22 protein-coding genes are annotated in these 25,310 nt (G+C 64.5%); 8 read left to right on the plus strand and 14 right to left on the minus strand.

The window, feature by feature from the left end; translation table 11 throughout:
- Window positions 1-164: 164 nt before the first annotated feature.
- Window positions 165-593: a GFA family protein gene (locus tag ACVIIV_RS06170; protein ID WP_456743405.1), complete on the minus strand. Its 429-nt coding sequence runs from the start codon at window positions 591-593 to the stop codon at window positions 165-167.
- A 95-nt stretch (window positions 594-688) separates the two neighbouring features.
- On the opposite strand from ACVIIV_RS06170, the gene ACVIIV_RS06175 reads away from it, so the two are divergent.
- The 3 genes from ACVIIV_RS06175 to ACVIIV_RS06185 all read left to right on the plus strand — a co-directional run bounded on the left by ACVIIV_RS06175 (window position 689) and on the right by ACVIIV_RS06185 (window position 3,791).
- Complete coding sequence (locus tag ACVIIV_RS06175) at window positions 689-1,063, plus strand: nuclear transport factor 2 family protein (protein WP_061020581.1); 375 nt, start codon at window positions 689-691, stop codon at window positions 1,061-1,063.
- A 213-nt stretch (window positions 1,064-1,276) separates the two neighbouring features.
- Complete coding sequence (gene bla, locus ACVIIV_RS06180; protein ID WP_456743406.1) at window positions 1,277-2,134, plus strand: class A beta-lactamase; 858 nt, start codon at window positions 1,277-1,279, stop codon at window positions 2,132-2,134.
- 49 nt (window positions 2,135-2,183) lie between these two features.
- A complete protein-coding gene (locus ACVIIV_RS06185) occupies window positions 2,184-3,791 on the plus strand; it encodes a Na+/H+ antiporter (protein WP_456743407.1) in 1,608 nt (535 codons plus the stop codon).
- A 73-nt stretch (window positions 3,792-3,864) separates the two neighbouring features.
- Here the strand turns inward: ACVIIV_RS06185 and ACVIIV_RS06190 are convergent, their stop codons facing one another.
- Both ACVIIV_RS06190 and ACVIIV_RS06195 read right to left on the minus strand, forming a co-directional pair.
- The gene (locus tag ACVIIV_RS06190) at window positions 3,865-4,677 is read right to left on the minus strand and encodes an N-acetylmuramoyl-L-alanine amidase (RefSeq protein WP_456743408.1); all 813 of its coding nucleotides are present in this window, start codon (window positions 4,675-4,677) and stop codon (window positions 3,865-3,867) included.
- Window positions 4,678-4,680: 3 nt separating this feature from the next.
- Window positions 4,681-4,908, minus strand: a complete 228-nt coding sequence (locus ACVIIV_RS06195) for a hypothetical protein (RefSeq protein ID WP_456743409.1) — start codon at window positions 4,906-4,908, stop codon at window positions 4,681-4,683.
- A gap of 326 nt (window positions 4,909-5,234) precedes the next feature.
- Here ACVIIV_RS06195 and ACVIIV_RS06200 point away from each other — a divergent pair, with 326 nt between their 5' ends.
- On the plus strand, window positions 5,235-5,990 hold the full coding sequence (locus ACVIIV_RS06200) for an outer membrane protein (RefSeq protein ID WP_456743410.1): 756 nt from the start codon (window positions 5,235-5,237) through the stop codon (window positions 5,988-5,990).
- Between the two features lie 186 nt (window positions 5,991-6,176).
- Here ACVIIV_RS06200 and ACVIIV_RS06205 read toward each other — a convergent pair whose 3' ends face one another.
- The 5 genes from ACVIIV_RS06205 to ACVIIV_RS06225 all read right to left on the minus strand — a co-directional run bounded on the left by ACVIIV_RS06205 (window position 6,177) and on the right by ACVIIV_RS06225 (window position 11,957).
- Entirely contained in the window at window positions 6,177-7,799 is a 1,623-nt protein-coding gene (locus ACVIIV_RS06205) for a toll/interleukin-1 receptor domain-containing protein (RefSeq protein WP_456743411.1), read from the minus strand.
- A 209-nt stretch (window positions 7,800-8,008) separates the two neighbouring features.
- Entirely contained in the window at window positions 8,009-8,905 is an 897-nt protein-coding gene (locus tag ACVIIV_RS06210; RefSeq protein WP_456743412.1) for a TauD/TfdA dioxygenase family protein, read from the minus strand.
- Window positions 8,906-9,176: 271 nt separating this feature from the next.
- Window positions 9,177-10,460: a flavodoxin-dependent (E)-4-hydroxy-3-methylbut-2-enyl-diphosphate synthase gene (gene ispG / locus ACVIIV_RS06215; RefSeq protein WP_456743413.1), complete on the minus strand. Its 1,284-nt coding sequence runs from the start codon at window positions 10,458-10,460 to the stop codon at window positions 9,177-9,179.
- A 12-nt stretch (window positions 10,461-10,472) separates the two neighbouring features.
- Window positions 10,473-11,426 (minus strand): DMT family transporter, encoded by a 954-nt coding sequence (locus ACVIIV_RS06220; RefSeq protein ID WP_456743414.1) that lies wholly within the window; start codon window positions 11,424-11,426, stop codon window positions 10,473-10,475.
- A 36-nt stretch (window positions 11,427-11,462) separates the two neighbouring features.
- Window positions 11,463-11,957, minus strand: a complete 495-nt coding sequence (locus ACVIIV_RS06225; RefSeq protein WP_456743415.1) for a Fur family transcriptional regulator — start codon at window positions 11,955-11,957, stop codon at window positions 11,463-11,465.
- A 159-nt stretch (window positions 11,958-12,116) separates the two neighbouring features.
- Here ACVIIV_RS06225 and ACVIIV_RS06230 point away from each other — a divergent pair, with 159 nt between their 5' ends.
- From ACVIIV_RS06230 to ACVIIV_RS06240, 3 genes are read left to right on the plus strand one after another with little or no spacing between them, the layout of a single operon-like run.
- Window positions 12,117-12,599 (plus strand): MarR family winged helix-turn-helix transcriptional regulator, encoded by a 483-nt coding sequence (locus ACVIIV_RS06230; protein WP_456743416.1) that lies wholly within the window; start codon window positions 12,117-12,119, stop codon window positions 12,597-12,599.
- Window positions 12,592-13,755 (plus strand): HlyD family secretion protein, encoded by a 1,164-nt coding sequence (locus ACVIIV_RS06235; protein ID WP_456743417.1) that lies wholly within the window; start codon window positions 12,592-12,594, stop codon window positions 13,753-13,755. Before ACVIIV_RS06230 ends, ACVIIV_RS06235 begins: the two co-directional genes overlap by 8 nt.
- Window positions 13,756-13,774: 19 nt before the next feature.
- Window positions 13,775-15,331, plus strand: coding sequence for an MDR family MFS transporter (locus tag ACVIIV_RS06240; protein WP_456743418.1), 1,557 nt, complete (start codon window positions 13,775-13,777; stop codon window positions 15,329-15,331).
- Window positions 15,332-15,553: 222 nt separating this feature from the next.
- On the opposite strand, the gene ACVIIV_RS06245 is transcribed toward ACVIIV_RS06240, so the two are convergent.
- From ACVIIV_RS06245 to pcaF, 6 genes are all read right to left on the minus strand, one after another.
- Window positions 15,554-16,618 carry a phosphotransferase gene (locus tag ACVIIV_RS06245; protein WP_456743419.1) on the minus strand — a complete coding sequence of 355 codons (1,065 nt, stop codon included), beginning with the start codon at window positions 16,616-16,618 and terminating at the stop codon, window positions 15,554-15,556.
- Window positions 16,619-16,694: 76 nt separating this feature from the next.
- A complete protein-coding gene (locus ACVIIV_RS06250) occupies window positions 16,695-18,383 on the minus strand; it encodes a methyl-accepting chemotaxis protein (protein WP_456743420.1) in 1,689 nt (562 codons plus the stop codon).
- Window positions 18,384-18,644: 261 nt separating this feature from the next.
- The gene (pcaG, locus tag ACVIIV_RS06255; RefSeq protein WP_456743421.1) at window positions 18,645-19,247 is read right to left on the minus strand and encodes a protocatechuate 3,4-dioxygenase subunit alpha; all 603 of its coding nucleotides are present in this window, start codon (window positions 19,245-19,247) and stop codon (window positions 18,645-18,647) included.
- Complete coding sequence (pcaH, locus tag ACVIIV_RS06260; RefSeq protein WP_456743422.1) at window positions 19,248-19,949, minus strand: protocatechuate 3,4-dioxygenase subunit beta; 702 nt, start codon at window positions 19,947-19,949, stop codon at window positions 19,248-19,250.
- Window positions 19,950-20,071: 122 nt separating this feature from the next.
- Window positions 20,072-20,965, minus strand: a complete 894-nt coding sequence (locus ACVIIV_RS06265) for a dioxygenase family protein (protein WP_456743423.1) — start codon at window positions 20,963-20,965, stop codon at window positions 20,072-20,074.
- A gap of 151 nt (window positions 20,966-21,116) precedes the next feature.
- The gene (gene pcaF, locus ACVIIV_RS06270; protein WP_456743424.1) at window positions 21,117-22,325 is read right to left on the minus strand and encodes a 3-oxoadipyl-CoA thiolase; all 1,209 of its coding nucleotides are present in this window, start codon (window positions 22,323-22,325) and stop codon (window positions 21,117-21,119) included.
- A 215-nt stretch (window positions 22,326-22,540) separates the two neighbouring features.
- Here pcaF and mutS point away from each other — a divergent pair, with 215 nt between their 5' ends.
- The gene (gene mutS, locus ACVIIV_RS06275; protein ID WP_456743425.1) at window positions 22,541-25,279 is read left to right on the plus strand and encodes a DNA mismatch repair protein MutS; all 2,739 of its coding nucleotides are present in this window, start codon (window positions 22,541-22,543) and stop codon (window positions 25,277-25,279) included.
- The last annotated feature ends 31 nt before the right edge of the window (window positions 25,280-25,310 follow it).

Genomic DNA, 25,310 nt, shown 5'->3' on the forward strand with positions numbered 1-25,310 from the left:
CCGGGCCGTTCGGGCCCTTTGGCACCGCTTTAGCAACATCCGCCGCCGGCGCTTGTGATGGAGGTCACGAAGGGGACGCCGACGACAGGCCGAACCACCTCTTTTGTTTGTCGCGCCAGCGCTGTCGCGGTTCGCCAAGGAATGGCCGTGCGGACGGGGTTCCGTCAGACAACCCCGATGTGCTCCCGATATTGCGGCAGATTGTCCGTAATTTCGTACCAAGGCGCCTTCGAGCCAACGAAAATATGGGCGCTCGGCCGGATCGAGGGGGCATCGACCAGGGTTCCCATGGCAACATGGACCCATTGTCCTTCACGGACCCGCGAATAGAGCAGCGAGCCGCAGCGGGCACAATGCGCGTCATGAGTAGTGTCGTCGCCGAAAATCATCCGGAGGTCCCCACCCTGGATAATGCGGAGCTTGTCCTGCGGGATGCCGGCGAACGGCTTGAACGCTGCGCCGGTGGTGCGACGGCAGTTCGAGCAGTGGCAGTTCATCGCATAGGAAAATTCGTCGGCCACCTCGAAGCGCACAGCGCGGCAATAGCATTCGCCGGTGAGGATACGAGCGTTCGAATTCTCTGATCCGGTCATTCCAGCGTCCTTGCACAATTGGCGAGAGACACCCATAGCGCATTTTAATGTCTACGACTAAGTTCCCCCGAAACCATCATGCAAAGGAATGACCCATGAGCCAGGACCGGTCGAGCGTCGAAGCAGTCGTGCAATCCTACTTTGACGGACTCTATGAGGGCGACGCCGAAAAGCTCGGCGCCATCTTCCATCCCTCCGCCGATCTGCGCTGGGTCGAGAAGGGCGAGCTCCAGGTTCTTACGGTGCCCGACTGGCTCGACCGCGTTCGCAAGCGCGCCTCGGCCAAGGCCGAAGGCAAGCCGCGCGAGGACTTCATCGTCACCATCGACCGTTCGGACGACAAGACCGCCTTCATCAAGGTGCGCTGCCAACTGCCCCCGCGCTATTTCACCGACTATCTGGTGGCGATGAAGCTCGCGGACGGTTGGCAGATCGTGTCGAAGTCGTACCGGTACGACCTGAGGGAGTGAGAGGGCAAAACCTTCGGCCGCCCGAATTGGGAGGCGCTCTCTTCTCGTCACTGCGAACCAAACTCTCGCCACCCGTCATTGCGAGGAGCCCTTGCGACGAAGCAATCCAGAATCCCTCCGCGGAGAGATTCTGGATTGCTTCGCTGCGCTCGCAATGACGGTGCGGGTGAAGCGTCGGCTGCATCTCCCTGTCCACTTGCCCGAAGGTTCCCCATGCCTCTCGACCGCCGCTCCCTGCTCGCCTCACTGTGCTGGATGGCCGCCTCTCCCGTGCTGGCCGCGGAGACGCCGCCTGAGCTCGAAACCTACGAACGCGAGAGCGGCGGGCGGATCGGGGTCTATGCGGAAAATCTGACCACCGGCGCGAAGTTCGCCTGGCGTGCCGACGAGCGGTTCGTCATGTGCTCGACATTCAAGGCTTCGCTTGCGGCCTGCGTGCTGGCGCGGGTCGATCGCGGTGAGGCGCAACTCGCGGCCATGATCCCTTATGGCCAGGCGGATCTGCTGGAATACGCACCGGTGGCGAGGGAAAACCTCGTGGCCGGCAAGATGTCGGTCGGCGAGATGTGCAAGGCCATCGTCGAGCTCAGCGACAACACCTGCGCCAATCTGCTGCTGGCGCGGATCGGCGGCCCCGCCGCGCTGACTGCATTCTGGCGGTCGCTCGGCGATACCACCTCGCGGCTCGACCACAACGAGCCCGAGCTCAACCGCTCACCGCCGGGCGACCCCCGGGACACCACGACGCCGGCGGCAATGGCAGGAAATTTGCGGCGGCTGGTGACGGGCGAAGCATTGTCGCCGGCCTCACGCGAGCAGCTCACCGAATGGATGGTGAACTGCAAGACCGGCGCAAACCGGCTGCGCGGCGGGCTCCCCGCGAGCTGGAAGATCGGCGATAAGACCGGCAACAACGGCAAGGACGCCTCGGGCGATATCGCGGTCGCCTGGCCCAAGCCGGATACACCGATCCTGATCGCGGCCTATGTCCAAGGCGGCACGCCGAGTGCGGCGCGGATCGCGGCCGTGTTTGCGCAAATCGGGCGAATGGTCGCCGATCGGCTGGCGTAAGCCGCGCCGCATTGACCTTGCGGGCGCTTCCGGGTCAAGACAGACCGTCATGGAAGCGAAATTTCAGACTTTTCTCATCTTGCTCGCCGTGCTGGCAGGCACCGCACTTGCCGCCCGCCGCTTCAACATCGCGCCTGCCATTCTGCTGATGCTCTCCGGCGTCGGCCTCGCCTTCGTGCCGGGCATGCCCCCGGTGGAATTGCCACCAGAGCTGGTGCTCTTGATGGTGCTGCCGCCGCTGATCTACTCGGCGAGCGTCGCCATGAGCTGGCGCGAGTTCAAGAACAATCTGCGTCCGATCGTGCTGCTCGCGGTCGGCGCGGTGATCTTCACCACGGCGATGGTGGCGGCCGTCACGCACTACATGATCGGTCTGCCCTGGACCATCGGCTTCCTGCTCGGGGCTATCGTCGCGCCACCCGACGTGGTGGCGCCGCTCGCGATCGCGCGCCGGCTCAACATGCCGCGCCGGCTCCTGGTCATCCTCGAGGGCGAAGGGCTGGCCAATGATGCCACCGCGCTGATCCTGTACCGCTTCGCGCTCGCGGCGATCATGGTCGGGAATTTCTCGCTGCCGCTCGCGGCCGGCGAGTTCCTCCTCATCGTCGCCAGCGAGATCGCCTTCGGTATCGGCGTCGGCTGGCTCTCCTTACGCTTCCGCAAATGGTCCGGGGATCCGCAGGTCGAGCTGACGCTGTCGCTGATCACACCCTACGTCTCCTACTGGCTGCCCGAGCACGTCGGCGGCTCCGGCGTGATCGCGACCGTCGCCTGCGGCCTCTATGTGAGCTGGAACGGGCCGTTGCTGATCTCGTCGGCAACGCGCCTGCAAGGCATCTTCTTCTGGGATCTCGTGATCTATCTGATCGAGGGCATGCTGTTCCTGCTCACCGGCTTCCAGATGCGCGCGCTCTACGAGAAATCAAAGGCCTTCCCGCTCGACGACATTCTCATCGCGACCGCGGTGGTCCTGGTCATCGTCGTCATCGCGCGCTTCGCCTGGCTCTATCCCGCGACCTATCTGCCGCGGATGCTCTCCAAATCGCTGCGTGAGCGCGACCCGTCGCCGCCATGGCAATGGCCGTTCGTGCTCGCCTTCACCGGCGTGCGCGGCGCGGTGTCGCTGGCGGCCGCGCTGGCACTGCCGTTCACGCTGCCTGACGGCGAGGCCTTTCCGTATCGCGATTTGATCCTGTTCGTCGCCTTCGGCGTCATCTTCGTCACGCTGATCGGCGTCGGCCTGACGCTGCCGCCGGTCGTGCGCTGGCTCGGCGTCGCCGAAGCCGGCCGCCACGAGCACGCCGCCGCGCACGAAGCCGAGATCGCCGCCCGCCGCCAAGCGCTCGATGCCGCACTGGAATCGCTCGACGCGCTGACCACGCAGAAAGAAGTGTCCGAAGAAGTGATGCGGCTTCTGCGTGCACGACACGATATCCGCGTCAACCAGCTCCCGGACTCGCTCGATCCCAACCACCACGACGTCTCAGCCGCCGGTATCGCACTGACCCGCGACCTGATCGCCGCCGAAAGAAAATTCATCCACAACCTCCTGCGCGACGGCCAGATCACCGACGAGACACGACGGCGGATCGAGCGCGATCTGGATCTGGAGGAGGCTAGTCTGGCGAACCGGGAGTATCGGGGCGGGCCGCTGTAGGGCGTGCAAGTCGCTCGCGATGACGATTCATCCTGATCCCATCACGCTTTGGATGCCCAGCGGCCAGCGCGGTCTACCGCCTCTCGCAAAACTCCCCTACCGCGGCTGCCACGGCACCTGCAATCAGCTGCTGCCGCTCCGCCGAGTTCATCTCCATTTCCTCGTCGCGATTGATGATCGAGCCGGCCTCGAGCAGCACGGCGGCGCTCCGCGTGCGCGACAGCACGACGAGCCCGTCATAGCGATAGACGCCGACATCCCTGTCGAGCAGCTGGCGGCGGTAGCGGCCCATCACCGGCAGGGTGTATTGGCTGGCATAGTGCAGGCCCTGCGCCTTCAGCTGCATGCCGATCATCCGGGCCAGCATCAGGCTGGTGGCAAAGTGCGGATTCTGCTGCGACACGAACAGCGAGTGACCCGAGAAGCGGTCGCTGAAATAGCTCTTCGCGCCGTCGAACTCCCAGATTTCGAGCAGCTTGTCCGGTACCGAATCATGATGGACCGACAGGAACAGATCGGCGCGGCCTTCGTTGGCGGCGCCGACGCGCTTGGACAGGCTCGGCCGTGCCTTGCCGTCCGTGACGAGCAGGCGGGTTTCGGCAAAGCCTTCAGACTTGAGCTTCGCTGTGATCAATCTGGCGAGGCGGAAATTGAAGCCGAACTCCGGATCATTGCGCGCGCTCAACGCGCCGTAGGAGTCCGGGGTGTGCCCGACATCCACGACGATCCGAAATTTACGCATCTCACATTTGGCCGGTGACGGCTGCTTGGCCTTGAGTCTCGCAGTCTTTCGCGCGGCAACGGCCTCGCTGCTGCCAACAGTCGCAAGCGGCGACAGCAAGATCGACGCGACCAGTCCGACGATGATGTTCCGCCGCCGCCTCAAGCGCTACTCCGCTGCTGCGATCCTCGGATGACCGACAAAGCCGGCAACGCCGCGGGAGCCACGGAAGGCGAGCAGCTCCTCGCCGAGCACGATGATCTTCTTCGGCTCGCCGTCAGGCTCGGGGAGCTCCTCAGACAGCGGCACGGGAATCCGGAAGCGGCGCAACAATTCGTCCATTCCCGTTCCGGGGCCGGACTCGGTCAGGAATTTGTTGTCCTCGGCGCGGAGCATGGTGGATCCTCTCCGATTTGTTTTTTGCTTTTGGTAAAGCTTGACGCACGAAAATCCGAGCGTCAACGCGCGAACGGACTTCAGACGCGGCCCTGTCGGAAGCGAATCGAGCGGCCCATCGCGTCAACGACTAAATACTTGAGAATAAACGTAAATTTTCATCGTGTTGCCGTGCGGTGCGGTGCTGAGCACCGCGCGAATTGCCACGCTCGCGGAGATTGTCCGCAACTGTTGCGCAGGAGCGACGGACGAAGTCGCAATCAGCCGGTATTTTGGGCCTAGGTTTTGAATTCGAATCATCCGTTAAATGTCTACTTGGGGGTCCAATGACGAAACTCGCGTTCGCAACTGCCGCTGTGATGGTGCTGCTCACCGGCGCTGCTTCGGCCGCTGACCTCGCGGCCCGACCCTACACCAAGGCACCCGCAATCGCTCCGATCTACAACTGGAGCGGCTTCTACGTCGGCGCCAACGGCGGTGGTGGCTGGGCCGACAAGTGCTGGGACATCTACAACGATGCCGGCTTCTCCGTTACTCCGGCCTTCCGGGAAGGCTGTCACGATGCGAGCGGCGCCACCGTCGGTGGTCAGATCGGTTACCGCTGGCAGGCCGCCAGCTGGGTGTTCGGTGTTGAGGCGCAGGGCAACTGGGCCGATTTCACCGGCTCCAATTCCAGCTTGTTCTACGGCAACTTCACCAACCGCTCCAAGATTGATGCGCTTGGCCTATTCACCGGCCAGGTCGGCTACAGCTGGAACAACGTCCTCTGGTACGTGAAGGGCGGCGCCGCGGTCACCCACGACAAGTACGAGGGCGTGATCACCAGCACCGGTTCGGTGTTTGATCGCGCCACCGAGACCCGCTGGGGCGGGATCGTAGGCACCGGCATCGAATTCGGTTTCGCGCCGAACTGGTCGCTGGCGCTCGAATACGATCACCTGTTCATGGGACATCGCGACATCACCTTCACCTCGGACATCGTTCCGGGATTCATGCGCGGTGATACGATCCGCCAGGATGTCGACATCGTCACCGCTCGCGTCAACTACCGCTTCGGTGGCCCGATCGTCGCCAAGTACTGATCGGTTCTTTCTCCGACAGACAAAGCCCCGGCATTGCCCGGGGCTTTTCCTTTTTGCGCAAAGCTGACCGATTGATTTGGTCGACCGAGTCCATCGCGCGTGCTTGGTGCAGCGGCTGTCTCACAAGGCGATGGCATTCGCGGTCCAGCGGAAGCGGCACTGGAATAGCGGGTTCTCGGCGCGTCCCTAGGCAGCACGCGGCGGAGATTGTGTCTGCTGAAGAGGCTCGCCCACCTCTTCCGCAATCGCCTGGAGCGCGCGCAACGTGTACTCCCGGTTCATCGACTCCGTGGTCGCGTGGAGTTCGCGCAATGCGATCCTGAACGGCTCCTGCCTGTCCGGGAAGTCCGATGCATCGGACACCAACAACTGCTGGGCTGCCGATAGGAGCTTGGTTCGCGCGCCCTCCCATGCGGTCATCATCTGACGCACACGTGGGCCACCGCCGACACCCCAGATCTTGTCAAGAAGATCCGCGTCCATGAGGTGCTGATCCTGCGCTTCCCGCAGGATCATGTTCATATGGCTGAGCAACTGGGTCACGGCCGACTTCCAGGCATCCATCTCCCTGGACGTATCCGGCGCCAATGGGAAATCGAACCTGGCCGGCCTGTATTGGCTGTTCCTCTCCAGGAAGAGGAATCTGAACTCGATACCGATGTTGATGGCACTCAGAAGGCGGGACGTGAGAGGATCGCCATAATGCCGGACGATCATCTTGACGATATAGATGTGGATCTCGGTCTTCTTGCTCACATAGGTCACGACCCGGGACACGAAGAGCCGGTACGCATGGTCACCCTTGGACGTCGCGACGACAAGATAGTTCTCGTCGCCGCCCTGGAGCGCATTGGTCGCCAGCGTCCTGATGCCTTCGGCCCATGTCCCGCTCATCTCGACCGGCATTCTGTTGATGAAGGCTTTCCAGCCGAAAACGCGGTTCTTTTCCTCCGGGAAACCAAACACCTGGAAGGAATTTCCGACCATCTCGATCTTGAACTTCGACAGATCGGCTCCGTCCGTCCCGATCACCGGAGGCGCATCACTGTGAAGGATGATCTTCCGCTCCGGATAGGTCTCCGAGGAGACGCGCGATTCCAGATATATCTGAATGCAGCTGTGGAGCCTGGCAGCAGACGAGACGAGCTTCTGCCGCCAGAGTTCATCCTGCTTGCTGACTCCGCCACTGGCGCCACCGTGCCTGCCGAGCACGGCATCCGCCGTCGCCGAAATATCCGCCAGCAACGCGAAAACGGGATTCGCCGATGGCTCGGCCGTGCTCGCGCCAGGCGTATAGGCAGACATGCCCGGCACCTTGAATATGTGATCCTCGTCGATCTTGATCGCCTGGAGATAGTCGAGCGTGGTCTGATTGGCCGCACCGATTGAAATCGGAAGAATTCTTCGCGGGATGTTGCCATAGATCTTGGGACGTTCCTCCAACGACCTTGCAAAAAAGCCGACCTCGAAGCCCGGAAACGCGAAGCTTGGTTTGAGTCGGTCCGTCAGGATCACGAGGAGAATGTCAGCCTCATCCAATGCGTTGGTGATCACGGTGCGATAGTCCGACCCCTTTCCGATGCTCCCGACGTCGCGGAACACCTTGACGGGAGGAAGGGACGCAGCGACGGCAAACAATTGCAGCAGCTCCGCCTCGAAGCTAGCGGCCAGCTCCCGGTCTTCACTGACATAGCTGATGAAGACTGAGATCTGCTCGGGCCGGGCGGTCTTTGCCCGCCGGGTTCGGCCGGAATTCGCCGACTTGCGTTTGCCAACTGTTGTCGACTTTTGCTTGCCCGCCTTGGCCATGTGACCCTCCCGAATACCTAAGATTGTGATCTGATGCGCAATTCTCCATTTCCGAGCGTGAGCCTAGGCGGTAGCCTGCCGTGGCAATGTAAGCTGGTTCACAGAACGGCAAGTTTTATCGGATCGCGCGCGAGCGCCGTGCCAGAGATCCTCGGCGTGACAAGGCTCTGCTTGTGACCGCTGACGGGCATAACTTGCGGAGCTGGCGGCTAGACCGGCCGCTCCCCCTTCACCGTCACGCGTGTGCCCGAGCGCGTGTGCGGCCAGTAGTCCCACATCGCGCGGTGCTGGGTGCAGCGGTTGTCCCAGAAGGCGATGGCGTTCTCGGTCCAGCGGAAGCGGCATTGGAACAGCGGGTTCTCGGCGTGCTGGTAGAGATAGGCGAGCATCGCGTCGCTCTCATCACGCGGGATGCCGTTGATGTGGCGGGTGAAGCCGCGGTTGACGTAGAGCGCTTTCCTGCCGGTGACAGGATGCCTGCGCACCACGGGATGCTCGGCATGGGGATAGGAGGGACGGTCGGCGACGCCATAATTCGCATAGAGGCCGCGATAGATCGGCTCGCCATCGTGCAGCGCCGTCAAGCCGTCGAGATAGGCCTTCATGCGCTCCGACAGCGCCTCATAGGCCGCATACATGTTGGCGAACAGCGTGTCGCCGCCGCGCGGCGGACATTGCTTGATGTAGAGGATCGAGCCCATCGGCGGCTCGAGATCGCAGGAGACGTCGGAGTGCCAGCCCTCGCCATTGGCGCGCGGCGAGTTCTTGTCGGCGTAGATCTTCATCAAGGCCGGGTCTTCGTCCTCGTGGGGAGCTGCGGGATGAAAATGCAATTCGCCGAACTTGCGGCCAAAGGCGAGGTGCTGCTGCGGCGTGATGTGCTGGTCGCGGAAGAAGATCACGAGGTTTTCGGCGAGCGCGCGGTGGATCTCGTCCATCTGCCGGTTGGTGCGGGTGTCGCCGTCGACGAGCCTGCCTACGTCGACGCCGGAGATTTCGGCGCCGATGATGGGGGTGAGCTTTTCAACCTGAAGCGTTTCGTATGGCGCGCCGTCCTCAGCCGTGTGGCGATAGCGCGGACCCTGCTTGCCGGCGAGTGAGCTCATGGCGTGTCTCCCGATCGTTATTGATTGGGAGTCATCGTAGCGCGCGGAGACGGATGTGCAATCTGCACCGCAAACTCAGTTGTCGTCCCGGACAAGCGTAAGCACAGAGCCGGGACCTCCGCGCGAGCGCTTGCGCTCGTCGCGATAACCACAGGATCAGGTTTGGCGAAGACTCGGAGTGACGGCCCGTCGTAACCACCCCGGATCGGCGCGCGCTTGAGGCGCGCTTGTCCGGGAAGACGGCGGAGCGTGGAACGCGAGCGGAGTAGAACTACTCCGCTGCTGGCGCCGGCACCTTGGCGCCCTGGCCGTAGCGCTGGTCGATGTAGTCGATCACCAGCGCCTTGAAGTCGGCGGAGATGGTCGGGCCGCGCAGCGTGCGGAACTTCTTGCCGTCGACGAACACCGGCGCGGCCGGCGCTTCGCCGGTGCCGGGGAGCGAGATGCCGATATTGGCGTGCTTGGATTCGCCGGGGCCGTTGACGATGCAGCCCATCACCGCGACGTTGAGCTCTTCGACGCCGGGATATTTCGTCTTCCAGGTCGGCATCTCGTCGCGGATGAAATCCTGGATCGAGCGGGCCAGCTCCTGGAACGTGGTCGAGGTGGTGCGGCCGCAGCCGGGGCAGGCCGCAACCAGCGGCACGAAGGTGCGGAAGCCCATGGTCTGCAACAGCTCCTGGCCGACCTGCACCTCACGGGTGCGGTCGCCGCCGGGCTCCGGCGTCAGCGAGATGCGGATGGTGTCGCCGATGCCCTGCTGCAGCAGAATGCCGAGAGCAGCCGACGACGCCACGATGCCCTTCGAGCCCATGCCGGCTTCGGTCAGGCCGAGATGGATCGCGTAGTCGGAGCGGCTGGCGAGATCCTGATAGACCGCGATGAGGTCCTGCACCGCCGAAACCTTGGCCGAGAGGATGATGCGGTCCTTGGGCATGCCAAGCTCTTCGGCGCGGGCGGCCGAGAGCAGCGCCGACTGCACCATGGCCTCGCGCGTCACCGCGCGCACGTCGCGCGGATTGGGAGACGCTGCGTTCTCGTCCATCAGCTTGGTCAAAAGCTCCTGGTCGAGCGAGCCCCAATTGGCGCCGATGCGCACGGGCTTGTTGTTCTTGTTCGCGATCTCGATGATGTCGGCGAACTGGGTGTCGCGCTTGTCCTTGAAGCCGACATTGCCGGGATTGATGCGGTACTTGGCGAGCGCCTCGGCGCAGGCCGGATAGGCCGCGAGCAGCTTGTGGCCGATATAATGGAAGTCGCCGATCAGCGGCGTCGTGATGCCGCGCTTGGCGAGGCCATCGCGGATGTGCGGAACGGCGGCTGCGGCCTCCTCGCGGTCCACGGTGATGCGGACCATTTCGGAGCCGGCGCGCGCGAGCGCTGCGACCTGGGCGATGGTGCTGTCGACGTCGGCGGTATCGGTGTTGGTCATCGACTGCACGACGATCGGTGCACCGCCACCAACGGCAACGTTGCCGACCTTGACCTGGGTGGTCCGGTGCCGCGGCGCCGGGCCCGCGATGTCTGAATCGATGTTGTTTTCGAGCTTGTTCATGGGGTCCAAATATCAGGTTTTGGTGACGTTCAGCAATGCATCGCGCGGCGCCGCAGCGACTTGGCTGGGACGGTTAACCAGAAAAAGCCCAGCAATTACAAGGAGAGCTGCCGCCCCGAACGCCAAGCTTAGGGTGTCGTGCATGATGAAATAGCTACCGACGACGCCAAACAAAGGGGTGATGAAGGTAAAAGCGGACAATTTGCTGGCCGAATAGGCCTTCACCAGCGCGAACCAAAGCGTGAACGTGGTTCCCACCACCCAGATCGCCTGGAACGCCATCAGGCCGAGCGACAGCGGGCTCGGCGTGTGCGTGATGGATTCGCCGAACAGCCAAGCCGCCAGCCCCAGGATGGGGATCGAGGTCGCGACCTGATAGCCCAGCGCCTTCTCGGGCGCGGCGAAGCGCAGCCGCGTGCCCTTGGCAACCAGCGTGGTCGCCGCCCACAGTGCGGCGCCGCCGACGATCATGAGGTCGCCGAGCAGAACATGCGAATCGACATTGGGCTGCGGTACGCCGATCGCGAGAGCGACTCCGGCAAAGCTGATGGCCAATCCCAGCCATTGCGAGCCGCCGAGACGCTCGCCGAGCACCTGGTAGGAGCCGAGCGCAACGAAGAACGGCGCCGTGTAGAGGAACACCACCGCACGCGAAGCAGACGTGAGACGCAGCCCCTGGAAGATCAGCACGAATTCGATGCCGAACATCAGTCCGGCAATCAGGCCGGGCTTCCAGGTGCCGTCACGTTCGAAGAAATTGACGCCACGCAAGGTGCCGATGATGAACAGCACCGGCAGCGCCCCCATCGAGCGGATGGTGGCCTGGAGCATCGGCGGAATGTCCGGCAGCACCAGCTTCACCGCGATCTGGTTGAATCCCCAGGTCAGGCACAGCATGAGCATCAGGGCGATGGCGCCGGCGCTGAGGGGGCGTGCGGCGGACGGTATGGCTTGAGGTGCGGACATTTCTTCCCAAAAATCCGGCTTTGCGCCGTTGTTGCTTCAAGACATTTTCTGACAATGCGTGCAGACGCCCGTGATCTCCACCACAGACAGCTTTGGCGCGAAGCCTGAGCTGCGCGCGGCGGCGTTGAGGTCCTTGGCGAAGGACGCCGAGGGGATCTCGCCGACCAGGCCGCAACGCTCGCAGATCAGGAACGCCACCGCGGAGGTCGCGTCGTGGTCATGGGCGGCGCAGGCGAGATAGGCATTGCGGCTCTCGATGCGATGCACGAGGCCGTTCGCCATCAGGAAATCGAGGGCACGATAGACCGTGATCGGCGCCGGCCGCGCCATCGACTTGGCGAGCTCGTCGATCACCTCATAGGCCCCGAGCGGGCGGTGGCTGGAGAGCAGCGCTCCCAGCACCTGGCGGCGGATCAGCGTGAATTTCTGCGCGCGCTGCTCGCAGACCGCCTCGGCATGCGCGAGTGCATCCGCGGTGCAGCGGCGGTGATCGTGATCGGGCGCGGGAAATGCCGGCTTTGCGAGTGTCATGCGGCTGACCTTCTAGCATTTCGGCTCGGGAACCCAAAGCGCGACACTGCGGACGGCCCGCCAGCCATGCCAGCGCTGCGGGACAGCTACCCGATAAACCTGCCCTGAAATAATCATAAGCTTGCTTATTATATCTTCTGCTTATTGGAGACCAAGCTCATGACGCGCGGGTCTGTCGACCAGAATTTCCTGTTCACGCTCTCCGAGCTCTACCGCCTGCTGCGCGTCTATGCCGACAAGGAGGCGTCGCGGTTCGGCATCACCCGCGCGCAATGGGCGGTGCTGGCCAAGGTGGAGCGCAGCGAGGGCATGAAACAGTCGGAGCTCGCCGAGCTCCTGGAGGTGCAGCCGATCACGCTGACGCGCCTGATCGACAAGCTCTGCGGCAATGACTGGCTCGAACGGCGCAGCGACGCCTCGGACCGCCGCGTCAAGCGCCTCTACCTGAAGAAGGCCGGCCGGCAGCTGCTTGGCCGGATGAGCGGGCTCAGGTCCGAAATCACCGCCAACGCGCTCGACGGCATCAATCCGGCGGATGCCCACCGTCTCCTCACCCAGCTCGAAACCATCAAGGAAAACGTGCGGACCGCGATCCAGACATCAGGCGCGGAACAAGCGCGTAAGGAGCAGCGCTATGGCTGATCAGGTCCTCAAGTTCCAGCCCGAGCAGAAGAGCGACGGCGGCAAGCCGACCAAGAAGGCCGGCACCGATCCGCGCCGCCGCCTGGTGGCGGGCCTGCGCCGCTATCGCCGTTTCCTGCTCCTGGTCGTGCTGCCTCTCATCGCCGCCATTGGCGGTGTGACTTTCTATCTGCATGGCGGCCGCTATGTCGGCACTGACGATGCCTATGTCGGCGCGCAGAAGGTGCTGGTGACACCCGATATTTCCGGCAAGATCCTGAAAGTCGTCGTGAAAGAAGGTCAGGTCGTCAAGCAGGGCGACGAGCTGTTCGAGATCGACCCCGTTCCGTTTCGCCACGCGGTGGATGAGGCCAAGGCGCAGCTCGCGCAGGCCCGCACGACCTACGACAACCTCGTTGCCAACATCAAGATCTACGGGGACATGCTCAACCTCGCCCAGCAAGGCGTCGAGCTGAAGCAGCGCGACGTCGAGCGCAAGCAGGCCCTGGTGAAGAACAATTTCGGCTCGCAGCTCGATCTCGACAACGCCTCGAATGCGCTGGTCACCGCGGGCGCGCAGGCGCAATTTATCAAGCAGCAGCTCTCCAACGCCAAGACGCAATTGCTCGGCGATTCCGCCTTGCCGCTGGAGCAATTCCCGCCCTACGCGCAGGCAAAAGCCAAGCTGGACGATGCCCAGCGCAATCTCGACCACACCGTGCTGCGCGCGCCGATGGGTGGTGTGGCGACGCAGGTCGAGCAGATCCAGCTCGGCCGCTATGTCGCCGCCGGCACGCCGGTGTTCTCCATCATTGACGTCGCACATCCCTGGGTCGACGCCAATCCGAAGGAGAGCGACCTCACCTATGTCACCGAAGGCCAGCCCGTCACGCTCGAGGTCGATGCGTTCCCGAACCACGTCTTCAAGGGCAAGATCGGCTCGCTCTCGCCCGGCACTGGCGCGCAATTCGCGATCCTGCCGCCGCAAAATGCCACCGGCAATTTCGTGAAGGTGGTGCAGCGTGTGCCGATCCGCATCTATTTCGACGAGACCGACAAATATGTGCGGAAGCTGAAAGCCGGCATGAGCGTCTACGCCACCATCGACACCGGCCATCAGCGTTCGCTCGCCGGCCTGCTCGGCCTGTCGGCGACGGCGAGCCAAGACAAAGACTGACAAGACAAAGACTGATCCGATGTCCGGCCCCAATGCCAATTTGATGGTGCCCGGCCTGCGCCGGAACATGGTGACGATCTGCGCCATGACCGCGACCATCATGCAGGCGCTGGACACCACAATCGCCAATGTCGCGCTGCCCTACATGCAGGGCACGCTGTCGGCCTCGCAGGACCAGATCAACTGGGTGCTGACCTCCTACATCGTCGCCGCCGCGATCATGACGGCGCCGGTGGGCTGGATCGCCAACCGCTTCGGCCGCAAGCGCATCTTCATCATCTGCTCGGCCGGCTTCACCATGGCCTCCGTGCTGTGCGGCCTCGCGCAGGACATCAACCAGATGGTGCTGTTCCGCCTGCTGCAAGGCGTGTTCGGCGCGGCCCTGGTGCCGCTGTCGCAGTCGGTCATGCTCGACTATTACACGCTCCAGGAACGTGCCAAGGCGATGTCGATCTGGGGCATGGGCGTGATGATGGGCCCGATCATGGGACCATCTCTGGGAGCCTGGCTGACCGAGACCTATTCCTGGCACTGGGTGTTCTTCGTCAACCTGCCGTTCGGCGCCATCACCGTGCTCGGGCTGATCGTCTTCATGGACGAGACCAGGAGGGACCTCAGCCTCAAATTCGACTGGTTCGGTTTCGCCGCGCTGGCGATCGCGATCGGCGCGCTGCAGCTCGCGCTTGACCGCGGCGAGCAATTGGGCTGGCTCGAATCGAACGAGATCGTGGCGGAGTTCATCGTCTCGGCCGCCGCCTTCTACTTCTTCCTCGCGCACTCCTTCACGACCTCGACCCCGTTCATCCGCTTCGCGCTGTTCCGGGATCGCAACTTCGTCACCGGCTGCCTGTTCATGATCGTGATGGGGCTCGTGCTGTTCTCGACCATGGCGCTGGCCTCGCCCTACATGCAGAACGTGATCGGCTATCCGATCATCACCGCCGGCCTGCTGCTGGCGAGCCGCGGCCTCGGCACCTTCTTCGCCATGATGCTGGTCGGCCGCATGATGCGTTATTTCGAGGCGCGCACGCTGATCATCGCGGGCCTGACGCTGACCGCGGGCTCGCTGTTCCAGATGACCGGCTGGACCGACCTGACCCAGGTGCCGGAGATCGTCACCGTCAGCGTCATCCAGGGATTCGGCTTCGGCCTCGTCTTCGTGCCGCTCTCGACGGTGGCGTTCCTGACCCTGTCGAACGAGCTGCGCACCGACGGCACCGCGATGCTGACCCTGATGCGCAACGTCGCAAGCTCGGTCGGCATTTCCGTCGTCATCGCCGAGCTGACGCAGGGAACGCGGCGGACCTACGCGATCCTCTCCGAGCACATCAACCCGTTCAACCACGCGCTGCAGATGCCCAGCGTCAGCGGCCTGATCAACCTGTCCACCGACACCGGGCGCGCCATGGCCGACCGGATGGTCGGGGTGCAGGCGCAGATCATCGCCTTTGCGCACGACTACCAGCTGGTGATGGTCTTCATCCTCTGCACCATCCCGCTCGCTTTGCTGATCGGCTCCACGAAGGCCACGCTGCGCAGGCAGGCGGCGGGGCCGGAGCACGCGGTGATGGAGTAGCATCTCAATTTCCGTCGTCGTCCCGGACAAGCGCAGCTCCCGACAACGCTTAGCGTTGTCTCGAGCGGAGCGCAGATCCGGAACCCATAGCCATAGGATTGGGTTTGGCGAAGATTCGGAGTTGCCGGCTGGCGCGAAAACTCCTGCCTGCGAGTATGGGTCCCGGATCGGCGCGCGCTTTGGGCGCGCTTGTCCGGGACGACACTGAACGGGTTGCGCGCGCTACCCCAACAGCTCCTCGCAGCCTAGATCATCCACGGCCGCAAACACCCGCTCGAGATTGTTCCACCAGATCAACGGCGGGATGTTGATGCTCCACTGCCAGACTGGCCTCGTGATCTGCCAGAGCACCGCCCAACGGTAGTCACGATCGAGCGCACCGCGCGTGTAGCCGGTGATGCCGCTTTCCATCAACGTGTCGTGGTAGAGATTCAGCAGCGGGCGTTCGAGCGCCTGCCGGCGTTCCGGATACCAATGCATGGCCATCATATAGGCGAGGTCGTGGGTCGGAACGTTGATACTCCAAAGATCGAAATCGAAGATGCGCGCGGTATCGGCAACGCCCGCGCGCGGCAGCAGGAAATTCCAGGTATGGGCGTCGCCATGGGCAATGCTGAGGTGTCGGCGTGAATGGTAACGCTGGGACAGCCGCTCCGACCGATCGATGAGGCGGCGATAGAGGATCCGCCGCTCCTCGCTGAGGCGATCACCGAGAAGGTCGGCAAAGCGGTCATAATGGCCCGCAAACGTCTCCATGCGTTGCGCGCTGTCCTCCGTGCTCGCCCAGGTACCGACTGTATCGCCGAGGCTCGGATGATCCCACCAAGCCGCATGCCAGCGTGCGAGCGTGGTGACGATGGCGAACGTCTGCTCGCGCGACGGCGGCACCGGCCAGGCCATCGCGATGTCGTGGCTGTCGGTGAGATCCTCGAGCAGCAGATGCCAGGTGAGGCTGTGCTCGTCGAAATGTCCGTCGAAGCAGCGCGGCACCAGCCCCGGCGGCATCTTCGGCGCAAGCTGGGTGTAATAGTCCACCTCGCGTCGGCCGCCGTTGGCGAGACGCTCGGCGAAGTCGGAATTGGGAGTCTTGAGGATCAGCGACTGCGGGGCGCCGGCGGATTCGCCGACATAGCGCAGGCCGAGACGGATGATATGAGACACGACAGTGTCGCGCTGATGCAGCAGCTTCACTTCGCGCACGGCGCCGGCGTCGAGCACGCCGCCCCTGCGCAGCGCAGCTGTCAGTCGGGCGGGCTCAACCACCGCCGGCAGTTGTGGAGATGTCATGAACCACGATGCCCCTGTCCCGCGCTATACTGCACGATCACACTCCCGGGCACCAGCGGCCGAGCTGCCGCCGGGCTCAGGCTGCCGCGGTCGATTCGCGCACTGTCCGCACGACGACCGACCGCAGCTGTTCGAGATTGGCCGCCATCCCGGCGATCGCCTGCCTGACGTCCGCGGCGCGCTCGTTGACCGAGGCGGCATCGCGGCTGACATTGCCGATCTTGGCCGAGACCTCCTTCGCCGCAGAGGCCGATTCGGAAATCGACCGCGTGATCTCCCGGGTGGCGGCGTCCTGTTGTTCCATCGCGGCGGCGACCGAAGTCGCGACGCCGTCGATCTCGACAATGTGGCCTCCCATGGCCTCGACGGCGTCGACCGCGGCCTGCGTCGAGGTCTGGATCTCGGCAATCAGCCGGGTGATCTCCTCGGTGGATTTTGCGGTCTGGTCGGACAGGGACTTCACCTCGGCGGCGACCACCGCGAAGCCGCGGCCGGCTTCGCCGGCGCGCGCCGCCTCGATTGTCGCATTGAGCGCCAAGAGGTTGGTCTGGCCCGCGATGCCGCCGATGAGGTCGGAGACCTCGGCGATCTTCTTCACCGATCCGGCCAGCGCCTGAATGGTCGAACGCGCCTGCTCGCGGCCGGCGACCGCCGATTTGGTGACGGTGCTGGTCCGTGCGACCTGGTTTGCGATCTCGCGGATCGAGGCGCTCAGTTCTTCGGCCGCGGCCGAGACGGCCTGCGAGCTGCCGAGGGCCTGCGTCGAGGCCGCCGCGACCGCCTGCGACTGCGCGGAGAGCGATTTCGCGATCTCTGACAGCCCGGAGGCTGCCCGCTCGACGCCTTGCGTCGCAGAGGTCGCGGTATCGACCGAGCGGCCGGTCTCGCGCTCGACCGTTTCGGCCATCTGGTGCAGGGCGGAGCGCTTGGCCAGCGCCGCCTCCTGCTCCTGCCGCAACTGTTCCTCGCGCAGACGCGAATTCTCGACCGCCGCCTGCTTGAACACCAGAAGCGCACCCGCCATCGAGCCGACCTCGTCCTGGCGGTGCGCGAACGGAATGTCGGCGGCGAGATCGCCGGTCGCGAGCTTCTGCATCGTGTCGGTCATGCGCACGATCGGACGCACCACACCGAAGGCAACACCGAGAAGGCCGGCGGCAATAAAGGCCAGGACGGCGGCGGAGACGCCGAGGAGGATATAGAGAATGGAGCCGTCGCGGTCCGCGGCCAGCTTCTCCATGGCAGCATTCTGCTTGTTGGCGCTCTCGACGATGCTGTCGATGACGGCGCGATGCGCAGTATAGGCCTCCTTGAGCTGCGCATAGGCGCGCTCGGACGCAGCCCTGTCCTTGGCCTTGAGGGCCGACAGCAGCTGGTCGGACGCCTTCCAGAATTTCTGCACCTCCGCGTCGGACTTCGACACCAGCGCGGTCTTCAGGTCGGCCGAGAGGCTGGAGGAGACCCAGAACGCCTTGCGCTCGTCGTAGTCCTTGCGGAGCTGGACCAGACGTTCGCCATGGGCGGCCAGCTGGTCCGGCTCGCGCATGACCAGCGTCGCCTCGAGATAGGCTTCGATGACGTATTCGGGCGGCGGCAGGATATCGGCGATGAGGTCGTTGCCGAGCTTGATGTCGGAATAGAGCGGACCGCCGACCTTGAGCTCTTTCAAGGCGTACAGGCTGGTCGAAACCACGGCGGCAAATCCAATGGCGAGAACGATGCCGAACGCAACGATCGCAGAGGACAAGGACAGACGAAATTTCATGAAACAATCCGGGTCGGCGTCGAAACTGCCGCCACCCTAGACGAATACGGTAAATACGGGATTGCTTCGCGCCGGAATTGTATCGCGCGAGCCCCGCACAACTACGGGAATTGGACGTCAAGTCATCGGTATTGAGTCAGCGAGGCTGACACACAAACGCGGAAAACAACGTTAGAGTCTGATGGGCAACGCAGCACCGGCTTCGATGCGCCGAATGAGATAGGCGTGCCGAGGAGCAGGTCTCCCCGGCTCGCCTTGTCTTCACACGTCGAAGAACACCGTCTCGTCGTCGCCCTGGAGCCGCAGGTCGAGCCGATAGACCGGCTTGCCAGCCTCGCGAACCGCAGTCAGCGTGGCACGGCGGTCGGCCGGTACCAGCGCCAGCACGGGATCGGCGGCGTTGCCAGCCTCGTCGCTGAAGTAGATGCGGGTGTAGAGATGCCGCAGCATGCCGCGGCCAAACACCGCAAGCAGGATATGGGGCGCCTGCGGCTTGCCATCGGGATCTGGCACCGCGCCCGGCTTGATGGTCTCAAAGGCGTAGTTGCCGTCCTTGTCGGTGCCGCAGCGGGCGAAGCCGCGGAAGCTGGCATTCGGTAGCGCACGCTTGTCCTGCGGGTCGGCGAAACGTCCCTGCGCATCCGCCTGCCAGATCTCCAGCATGACATCGGGCACGGCGACACCGTCGCCGTCGAACACGCGGCCCTCGATGCGGATGCGGTCGCCCGTGACGTCGGGCGTCAGCGTCGAGTTGGTGAACGCGTCGTTCCAGGCGTACTCGCCGTTCGGCGTCAGGCCGTATTTGAAGAACGGACCGACCGTCTGCGATGGGGTGATCCCGTTGGGTTTCACAGACTGTTGCACTTACTGATTCTCCATGGGGGTGGCGTTCTTGCCGCGCAGCACGACGTCGAAGCGGTAGCACAGCGCCCATTCGGGCTTTGTGTTCTCGAGATCGAACGAGGAGACCATCCGCGCCCGCGCCTTCTCGTCCGGAACCGAATTGAAGATCGGGTCGAACGGGAACAAGGGATCGTTCGGGAAATACATCTGCGTCACGAGGCGCGTGACGAAGGAATAGCCGAACACCGAGAGATGGATGTGCGCGGGGCGCCAGGCGTTGTGGTGATTGCCCCAGGGGTAGGCGCCGGGCTTGATGGTGACGAAGCGATAATAGCCGGAAGCATCGCTCACAGTGCGGCCGGCGCCGGTGAAATTCGGATCGAGCGGCGCCGGATGCTGATCGCGGACATGGACATAACGGCCGCAGGAATTGGCCTGCCAGATCTCGACCAATGAGTTCGGCACGCCGCGGCCGTCCTCGTCGCGCACATGGCCATGCACGATGATGCGCTCGCCGAGCGGCTCGCCCGCGTGCTGGCGGGTAAGGTCGTTGTCGCCCTCGCGCACGGTCTCGTGGCCGTAGACCGGGCCGGTCAGCTCCGACAGGGTATGGCGCATCGGGATCAAGGGCTTGTTCGGCGCGCGCTTGATCGAGCTCTTGTAGTCGGGCGACAGCGGCAGCGGATGCGCCTTGTTGCTGTCGACAGGATAGATGAATGTCATGGCGAACTCCTCCCCGGCCATTGTAGTCCCGGCCGGTCAACGCTTCCGCCAATCATTATAGGATATAACTAATTTGGGAAAGCCGGTTTAGCGGCGTTCCTGCGCATGGCAGCCGGCCGCTCCTACCTGATCGGCGCACGCGGAAGCACGGCCTCTCCGGCCTCGAGCCGGTAGGTATGGTCGAGCGAATACCAAGGCACGGAGGCGTCCTTCGCCGTCGGATGCGGCGTATCGTGGCGCACGAACTTGCCGATCAGCGCCTGTGTCACACCGAACTGCACGTCGCTGTCGATATGGGGGTCGTCGGGATCGTACACCTGCGAGATCAGCACCTTGAATCCTGGCTTGAAGATCAGGGCGTGCAGATGCGCGGGACGATAGGGGTGGCGGCCCTGCGCCTCGAGCAGGCGGCCGACGACACCATCGATCGGAATGGGATAGCCGACCATCATCACCGAGCGGAAGACAAAGCGCCCGTCGGAATCGGACGTGAACTTGCCGCGCAGGTTCATATCGGCCTGCTCGGGGTCCTGGTTCTCGTAGAGGCCGACCGGCGAGGCGTGCCAGACATCGACCTCGGCACCCGCGATGGGCCGGCCGTCCTTGTCGACGACGCGGCCGCTGACGAACAGCGTGGCCCCCGGTGTCTCCGAGCGCACAATCGATCCGCCATTCTCGACCCGGGGCGAATTCAACCGCCAGAACGGCCCGAGCAATGATTGATCGGTCTCCGTATTGCCTTGATCGCCGTTGTTGAGCAGGCACACAAGCGAGGAGACGCCGAGCGACCCCGCCATCAGCACGACTTCGTTATGCGTGTCGGTTGTCAGCTTGCCGAGCTCGGCCACGATCGCCGTGGCATCGCGGAACTCCTTCTCGGTCAGGCGAACGTCGCGCACGAAGGCGTGCAAATGCTTGACCAGGGAGATCATGATCTCGCGCAGCCGCGGATCGGACGTCCGCTCCATCGCCGCCAGTGCCACGGCCGTGACGTCCTTCTCGCGCTCGATGATCATGGGACGGTCCCTTGAAGCGACAACAAACGCCGTCATTCCGGGGCGATGCGAAGCATCGAACTATGGTGCGCAATTGCGCACCTGAGAATCTCGAGATCCCGGGTTCGGTGCCAGTGCACCGCCCCGGGATGACGGTCCACTGCGTGGACCGTCAATTCAGCCTTTCGATCGCAACCGCGACGCCCTGGCCGACGCCGACGCACATGGTGGCCAGCGCCAGCTTTCCGCCGCGCTTCTCCATGCCGTGCACGGCCGTGAGCGCGAGGCGGGCACCGCTCATGCCGAGCGGATGGCCGAGCGCGATGGCACCGCCATGCGGATTGACGAAATCGGCGTCATCGGCGACGCCGAGCTGGCGCATGCAGGCGATACCCTGCGAGGCGAAGGCCTCGTTCAGCTCGATCAGGTCGAAATCGCTGATCTTCTTGCCCAGCCGCTCCATCAGCTTGCGGGTCGCCGGCACCGGGCCGATGCCCATGATCCGCGGCGGCACGCCGGCCGAGGCGAGACCGAGGATCCGCGCGCGAGGCGTGAGGCCATGCTTCTTCACCGCGGCTTCCGAAGCCAGGATCATCGCGGCGGCGCCGTCATTGACGCCGGAGGCGTTGCCGGCGGTGACCGTGCCGGGATTGCGCACGATCGGCTTCAGCTTGGCGAGACCTTCCAGCGTGGTCTCGGGACGCGGATGCTCGTCCTTGTCGATCGTGATGGGGCCCGCCTTGCCGCCGGGAATGGTGATCGGGATGATCTCCTCGGCGAAATAGCCGGCTGCGATTGCGGCGCCTGCGCGCTGCTGCGAGCGGATGGCGAAGGCGTCCTGGTCGGCGCGCGAGACCTGGAACTCCTCAGCGACATTCTCGCCGGTCTCCGGCATCGCATCGACGCCGTACTGCGCCTTCAGCAGCGGATTGATGAAGCGCCAGCCGATGGTGGTGTCGAAGATCTCGGCCGAGCGCGAGAAGGCCTCCTGCGCCTTGCCCATCACGAACGGGGCGCGGGTCATCGACTCGACACCGCCGGCGATCGCTAGCTCGATCTCGCCGGAGCGAATGGCGCGGCCCGCGGCGCCGACCGCATCGAGGCCCGAGGCGCAGAGCCGGTTCAGGGTTTGCCCGGGAACCGAATCCGGAAGACCTGCCAGCAGCAGCGCCATGCGCGCGACGTTACGGTTGTCCTCGCCGGCCTGATTGGCGCAGCCGAAGAACACTTCATCCACCTGCGCCCAATCGAGATTGGGGTGCTTGGCCATCAGCGCCTTGATCGGGGCTGCGGCGAGATCGTCGGCGCGCACCTTGGCGAGCGAGCCGCCGAAGCGGCCGATCGGGGTCCGGACGGCATCGCAGATAAAGACGTCACGCATCGTTGTTCTCCCTGAATGCCGCGGTCCGGCCAAATTCTTCAATGTCGGCGGCGTTTTAGGAGGGCGCCCGCGGCAGGTCAATTGACTGATGCGCGCGTGTTCCGTGGAGCGTACGCGCCCTCAGCGCATGCCGCCGTGCGGACAGCGTGGAAAACCTCCCCTTCCCGGCCAAACTGATAGGAGCAGGTGCCGAAATTTTGTAGGTTGCGCCGCCCATGACAGTGCAACAGTCAATATCCGTACCGCCGCCCGACGACACGCCCGCCCCGCCAGCGGAGGCCGCCGCGCGCGTCACGCCGATGATGGAACAGTACCTGGAGATCAAGGCAGCGCATCAGGGCCTGCTGCTGTTCTACCGCATGGGCGATTTCTACGAGCTGTTCTTCGAGGATGCCGAGATCGCCTCCAGGACGCTCGGCATCGTCCTGACCAAGCGCGGCAAGCACCAGGGCGCCGACATCCCGATGTGCGGCGTGCCGGTCGAGCGCTCCGAGGATTACCTGCACCGCCTGATCTCGGCCGGCCACCGTGTCGCGGTCTGCGAGCAGACCGAGGATCCCGCGGCGGCGAAAGCGCGCGGCAACAAGAGCGTCGTGCGCCGCGGCGTGGTGCGTCTGGTCACGCCGGGCACGCTGACCGAGGACACGCTGCTCGACGCGCGCGCCAACAATTACCTGCTTGCGATTGCGCGGGCACGTTCATCCGCGGGCGGCGACCGCTTCGGCCTTGCCTGGATCGACATCTCGACCGCCGAATTCATGGTGACCGAATGCTCTAGCGGCGAGCTCGCGGCGACGCTGGCGCGGATCAACCCGAACGAGGCGATCGTCACCGACGCACTCTATAACGACAGCGAGCTCGGCCACATCCTGCGCGAGCTGCCGGCGGTGACGCCGCTGACCCGCGACGTCTTCGACGGTGCCACCGCCGAGAAGCGCCTGTGCGACTATTTTGCGGTCGCGACCATGGATGGGCTCTCCCAGCTCACGCGCTTGGAGGCCACCGCCGCGGCCGCGGCCGTCACCTATGTCGACCGCACCCAGGTCGGCAAGCATCCGCCGCTGTCGCCGCCCGCGCGCGAGGCCTCGGGCGCGACCATGGCGATCGATCCGGCCACCCGCGCCAATCTCGAGCTGACGCGGACATTGGCAGGCGAACGCCGCGGCTCGCTGCTCGACGCCATCGACTGCACGGTGACCTCAGCGGGCTCGCGCCTGCTCGCGCAACGTTTGGCGGCACCGTTGACGGATGCGCCGGCGATCACCCGCCGGCTCGACGCAGTCAGCGCCTTCGTGGCCGATTCCGCGGCGCGCGAGGACATCCGCAGCATCCTGCGCGGCGCGCCCGACATGTCGCGCGCTTTGGCGCGGCTCTCGGTCGGCCGCGGCGGACCGCGCGATCTCGCCGGCATCCGCGACGGCATCATCGCTGCGGACCAGGTGCTGACGCGGCTCTCCGAACTGGATCAACCGCCACAGGAGATCGCGGCAGTGATGGCGGCGCTGCAGCGGCCGTCGCGCGCGCTCGCATCCGAATTTGCCAGCGCGCTCGACGAGCAGCTGCCGCTGATTAAGCGCGACGGCGGCTTCGTGCGCCAGGGCTACGAGCCCGCGCTCGACGAGGCGCGGAACCTGCGCGACGCCTCGCGCCTCGTGGTCGCCTCGATGCAGGCCCGCTACGCCGACGACACCGGCGTCAAGGCTCTGAAGATTCGCCACAACAACGTGCTCGGCTATTTCGTCGAGGTCACCGCGCAGCACGGCGACAAGCTGATGTCGCCGCCGCTGAACGCCACCTTCATCCATCGCCAGACGCTGGCAGGGCAGGTGCGCTTTACCACCTCCGAGCTCGGCGAGATCGAAGCCAAGATCGCCAATGCCGGCGATCGCGCGCTCGGCCTCGAGCTCGAAATCTTCGAGCGGCTCTGCGCCAAGGCGCTCGCGATCAGCGACGATCTGCGCGCTGCGGCGCAAGGTTTTGCGCTGCTCGATGTTGCGACGTCGCTGGCCAAGCTCGCCGTCGACGAGAACTATGTGCGGCCCGAGGTCGATGGCTCGCTCAGCTTCGCTATCGAGGCCGGCCGCCATCCGGTGGTCGAGCAGGCCGTCAAGCGCAACGGCGAGCCGTTCATCGCCAATGCCTGCGATCTCTCGCCTAGCCCTGCCCAAAAATCCGGCCAGCTCTGGCTGCTGACCGGCCCGAACATGGCGGGCAAATCGACCTTCCTGCGCCAGAACGCGCTGATTGCCTTGATGGCGCAGATCGGCAGCTTCGTGCCGGCGACGCGCGCACGGATCGGCATCGTCGACCGGCTGTTCTCGCGCGTCGGCGCCGCCGACGACCTCGCCCGCGGCCGCTCCACCTTCATGGTGGAGATGGTCGAGACCGCGGCGATCCTGAACCAGGCCGGCGAGCGCTCGCTCGTCATCCTCGACGAGATCGGCCGCGGCACCGCGACCTTCGACGGCCTTTCGATCGCCTGGGCCGCGATCGAGCATCTGCACGAGAGCAACCGCTGCCGCACATTGTTCGCGACGCACTATCACGAGCTGACCGCACTCTCGGCAAAACTGCCGCGCATGTTCAACGCCACGGTGCGGGTGAAGGAATGGCAGGGCAATGTCGTGTTCCTGCACGAGGTGCTGCCGGGCTCAGCCGACCGCTCCTACGGCATCCAGGTCGCAAAGCTCGCCGGCCTGCCGCCCGCGGTGATCACGCGCGCCAAATCGGTGCTCTCCAAGCTGGAGGCGCAGGACCGCGGCCAGACCGCGCGAGCATTGGTGGACGATCTGCCGCTGTTCGCCGTCCCATCGCGCGCCGCCGCGGAGGCCGCGCCGCCGAGCGAAGCCGAGCTGTTGATGGAAGCGGTGAAGGCGCTGCACCCAGACGAGATGTCGCCGCGCGAGGCGCTCGATGCGCTCTATGCGTTGAAGGCCAAGCTGCCGAAGCAGTGACGGTGCCGTAGGGTGGGCAAAGCGTAGCGTG

The organism is Bradyrhizobium sp. USDA 4354, from assembly GCF_054060315.1.

What these genes read in the sequence shown, in the direction of transcription:
- ACVIIV_RS06170 (WP_456743405.1), bottom strand. Translation starts at nt 593, where the DNA reads ATGACCGGATCAGAGAATTCGAACGCTCGTATCCTCACCGGCGAATGC.
- ACVIIV_RS06175 (WP_061020581.1), top strand. Translation starts at nt 689, where the DNA reads ATGAGCCAGGACCGGTCGAGCGTCGAAGCAGTCGTGCAATCCTACTTT.
- bla (WP_456743406.1), top strand. Translation starts at nt 1,277, where the DNA reads ATGCCTCTCGACCGCCGCTCCCTGCTCGCCTCACTGTGCTGGATGGCC.
- ACVIIV_RS06185 (WP_456743407.1), top strand. Translation starts at nt 2,184, where the DNA reads ATGGAAGCGAAATTTCAGACTTTTCTCATCTTGCTCGCCGTGCTGGCA.
- ACVIIV_RS06195 (WP_456743409.1), bottom strand. Translation starts at nt 4,908, where the DNA reads ATGCTCCGCGCCGAGGACAACAAATTCCTGACCGAGTCCGGCCCCGGA.
- ACVIIV_RS06200 (WP_456743410.1), top strand. Translation starts at nt 5,235, where the DNA reads ATGACGAAACTCGCGTTCGCAACTGCCGCTGTGATGGTGCTGCTCACC.
- ACVIIV_RS06205 (WP_456743411.1), bottom strand. Translation starts at nt 7,799, where the DNA reads ATGGCCAAGGCGGGCAAGCAAAAGTCGACAACAGTTGGCAAACGCAAG.
- ACVIIV_RS06210 (WP_456743412.1), bottom strand. Translation starts at nt 8,905, where the DNA reads ATGAGCTCACTCGCCGGCAAGCAGGGTCCGCGCTATCGCCACACGGCT.
- ispG (WP_456743413.1), bottom strand. Translation starts at nt 10,460, where the DNA reads ATGAACAAGCTCGAAAACAACATCGATTCAGACATCGCGGGCCCGGCG.
- ACVIIV_RS06220 (WP_456743414.1), bottom strand. Translation starts at nt 11,426, where the DNA reads ATGTCCGCACCTCAAGCCATACCGTCCGCCGCACGCCCCCTCAGCGCC.
- ACVIIV_RS06225 (WP_456743415.1), bottom strand. Translation starts at nt 11,957, where the DNA reads ATGACACTCGCAAAGCCGGCATTTCCCGCGCCCGATCACGATCACCGC.
- ACVIIV_RS06230 (WP_456743416.1), top strand. Translation starts at nt 12,117, where the DNA reads ATGACGCGCGGGTCTGTCGACCAGAATTTCCTGTTCACGCTCTCCGAG.
- ACVIIV_RS06235 (WP_456743417.1), top strand. Translation starts at nt 12,592, where the DNA reads ATGGCTGATCAGGTCCTCAAGTTCCAGCCCGAGCAGAAGAGCGACGGC.
- ACVIIV_RS06240 (WP_456743418.1), top strand. Translation starts at nt 13,775, where the DNA reads ATGTCCGGCCCCAATGCCAATTTGATGGTGCCCGGCCTGCGCCGGAAC.
- ACVIIV_RS06245 (WP_456743419.1), bottom strand. Translation starts at nt 16,618, where the DNA reads ATGACATCTCCACAACTGCCGGCGGTGGTTGAGCCCGCCCGACTGACA.
- ACVIIV_RS06250 (WP_456743420.1), bottom strand. Translation starts at nt 18,383, where the DNA reads ATGAAATTTCGTCTGTCCTTGTCCTCTGCGATCGTTGCGTTCGGCATC.
- pcaH (WP_456743422.1), bottom strand. Translation starts at nt 19,949, where the DNA reads ATGACATTCATCTATCCTGTCGACAGCAACAAGGCGCATCCGCTGCCG.
- ACVIIV_RS06265 (WP_456743423.1), bottom strand. Translation starts at nt 20,965, where the DNA reads ATGATCATCGAGCGCGAGAAGGACGTCACGGCCGTGGCACTGGCGGCG.
- pcaF (WP_456743424.1), bottom strand. Translation starts at nt 22,325, where the DNA reads ATGCGTGACGTCTTTATCTGCGATGCCGTCCGGACCCCGATCGGCCGC.
- mutS (WP_456743425.1), top strand. Translation starts at nt 22,541, where the DNA reads ATGACAGTGCAACAGTCAATATCCGTACCGCCGCCCGACGACACGCCC.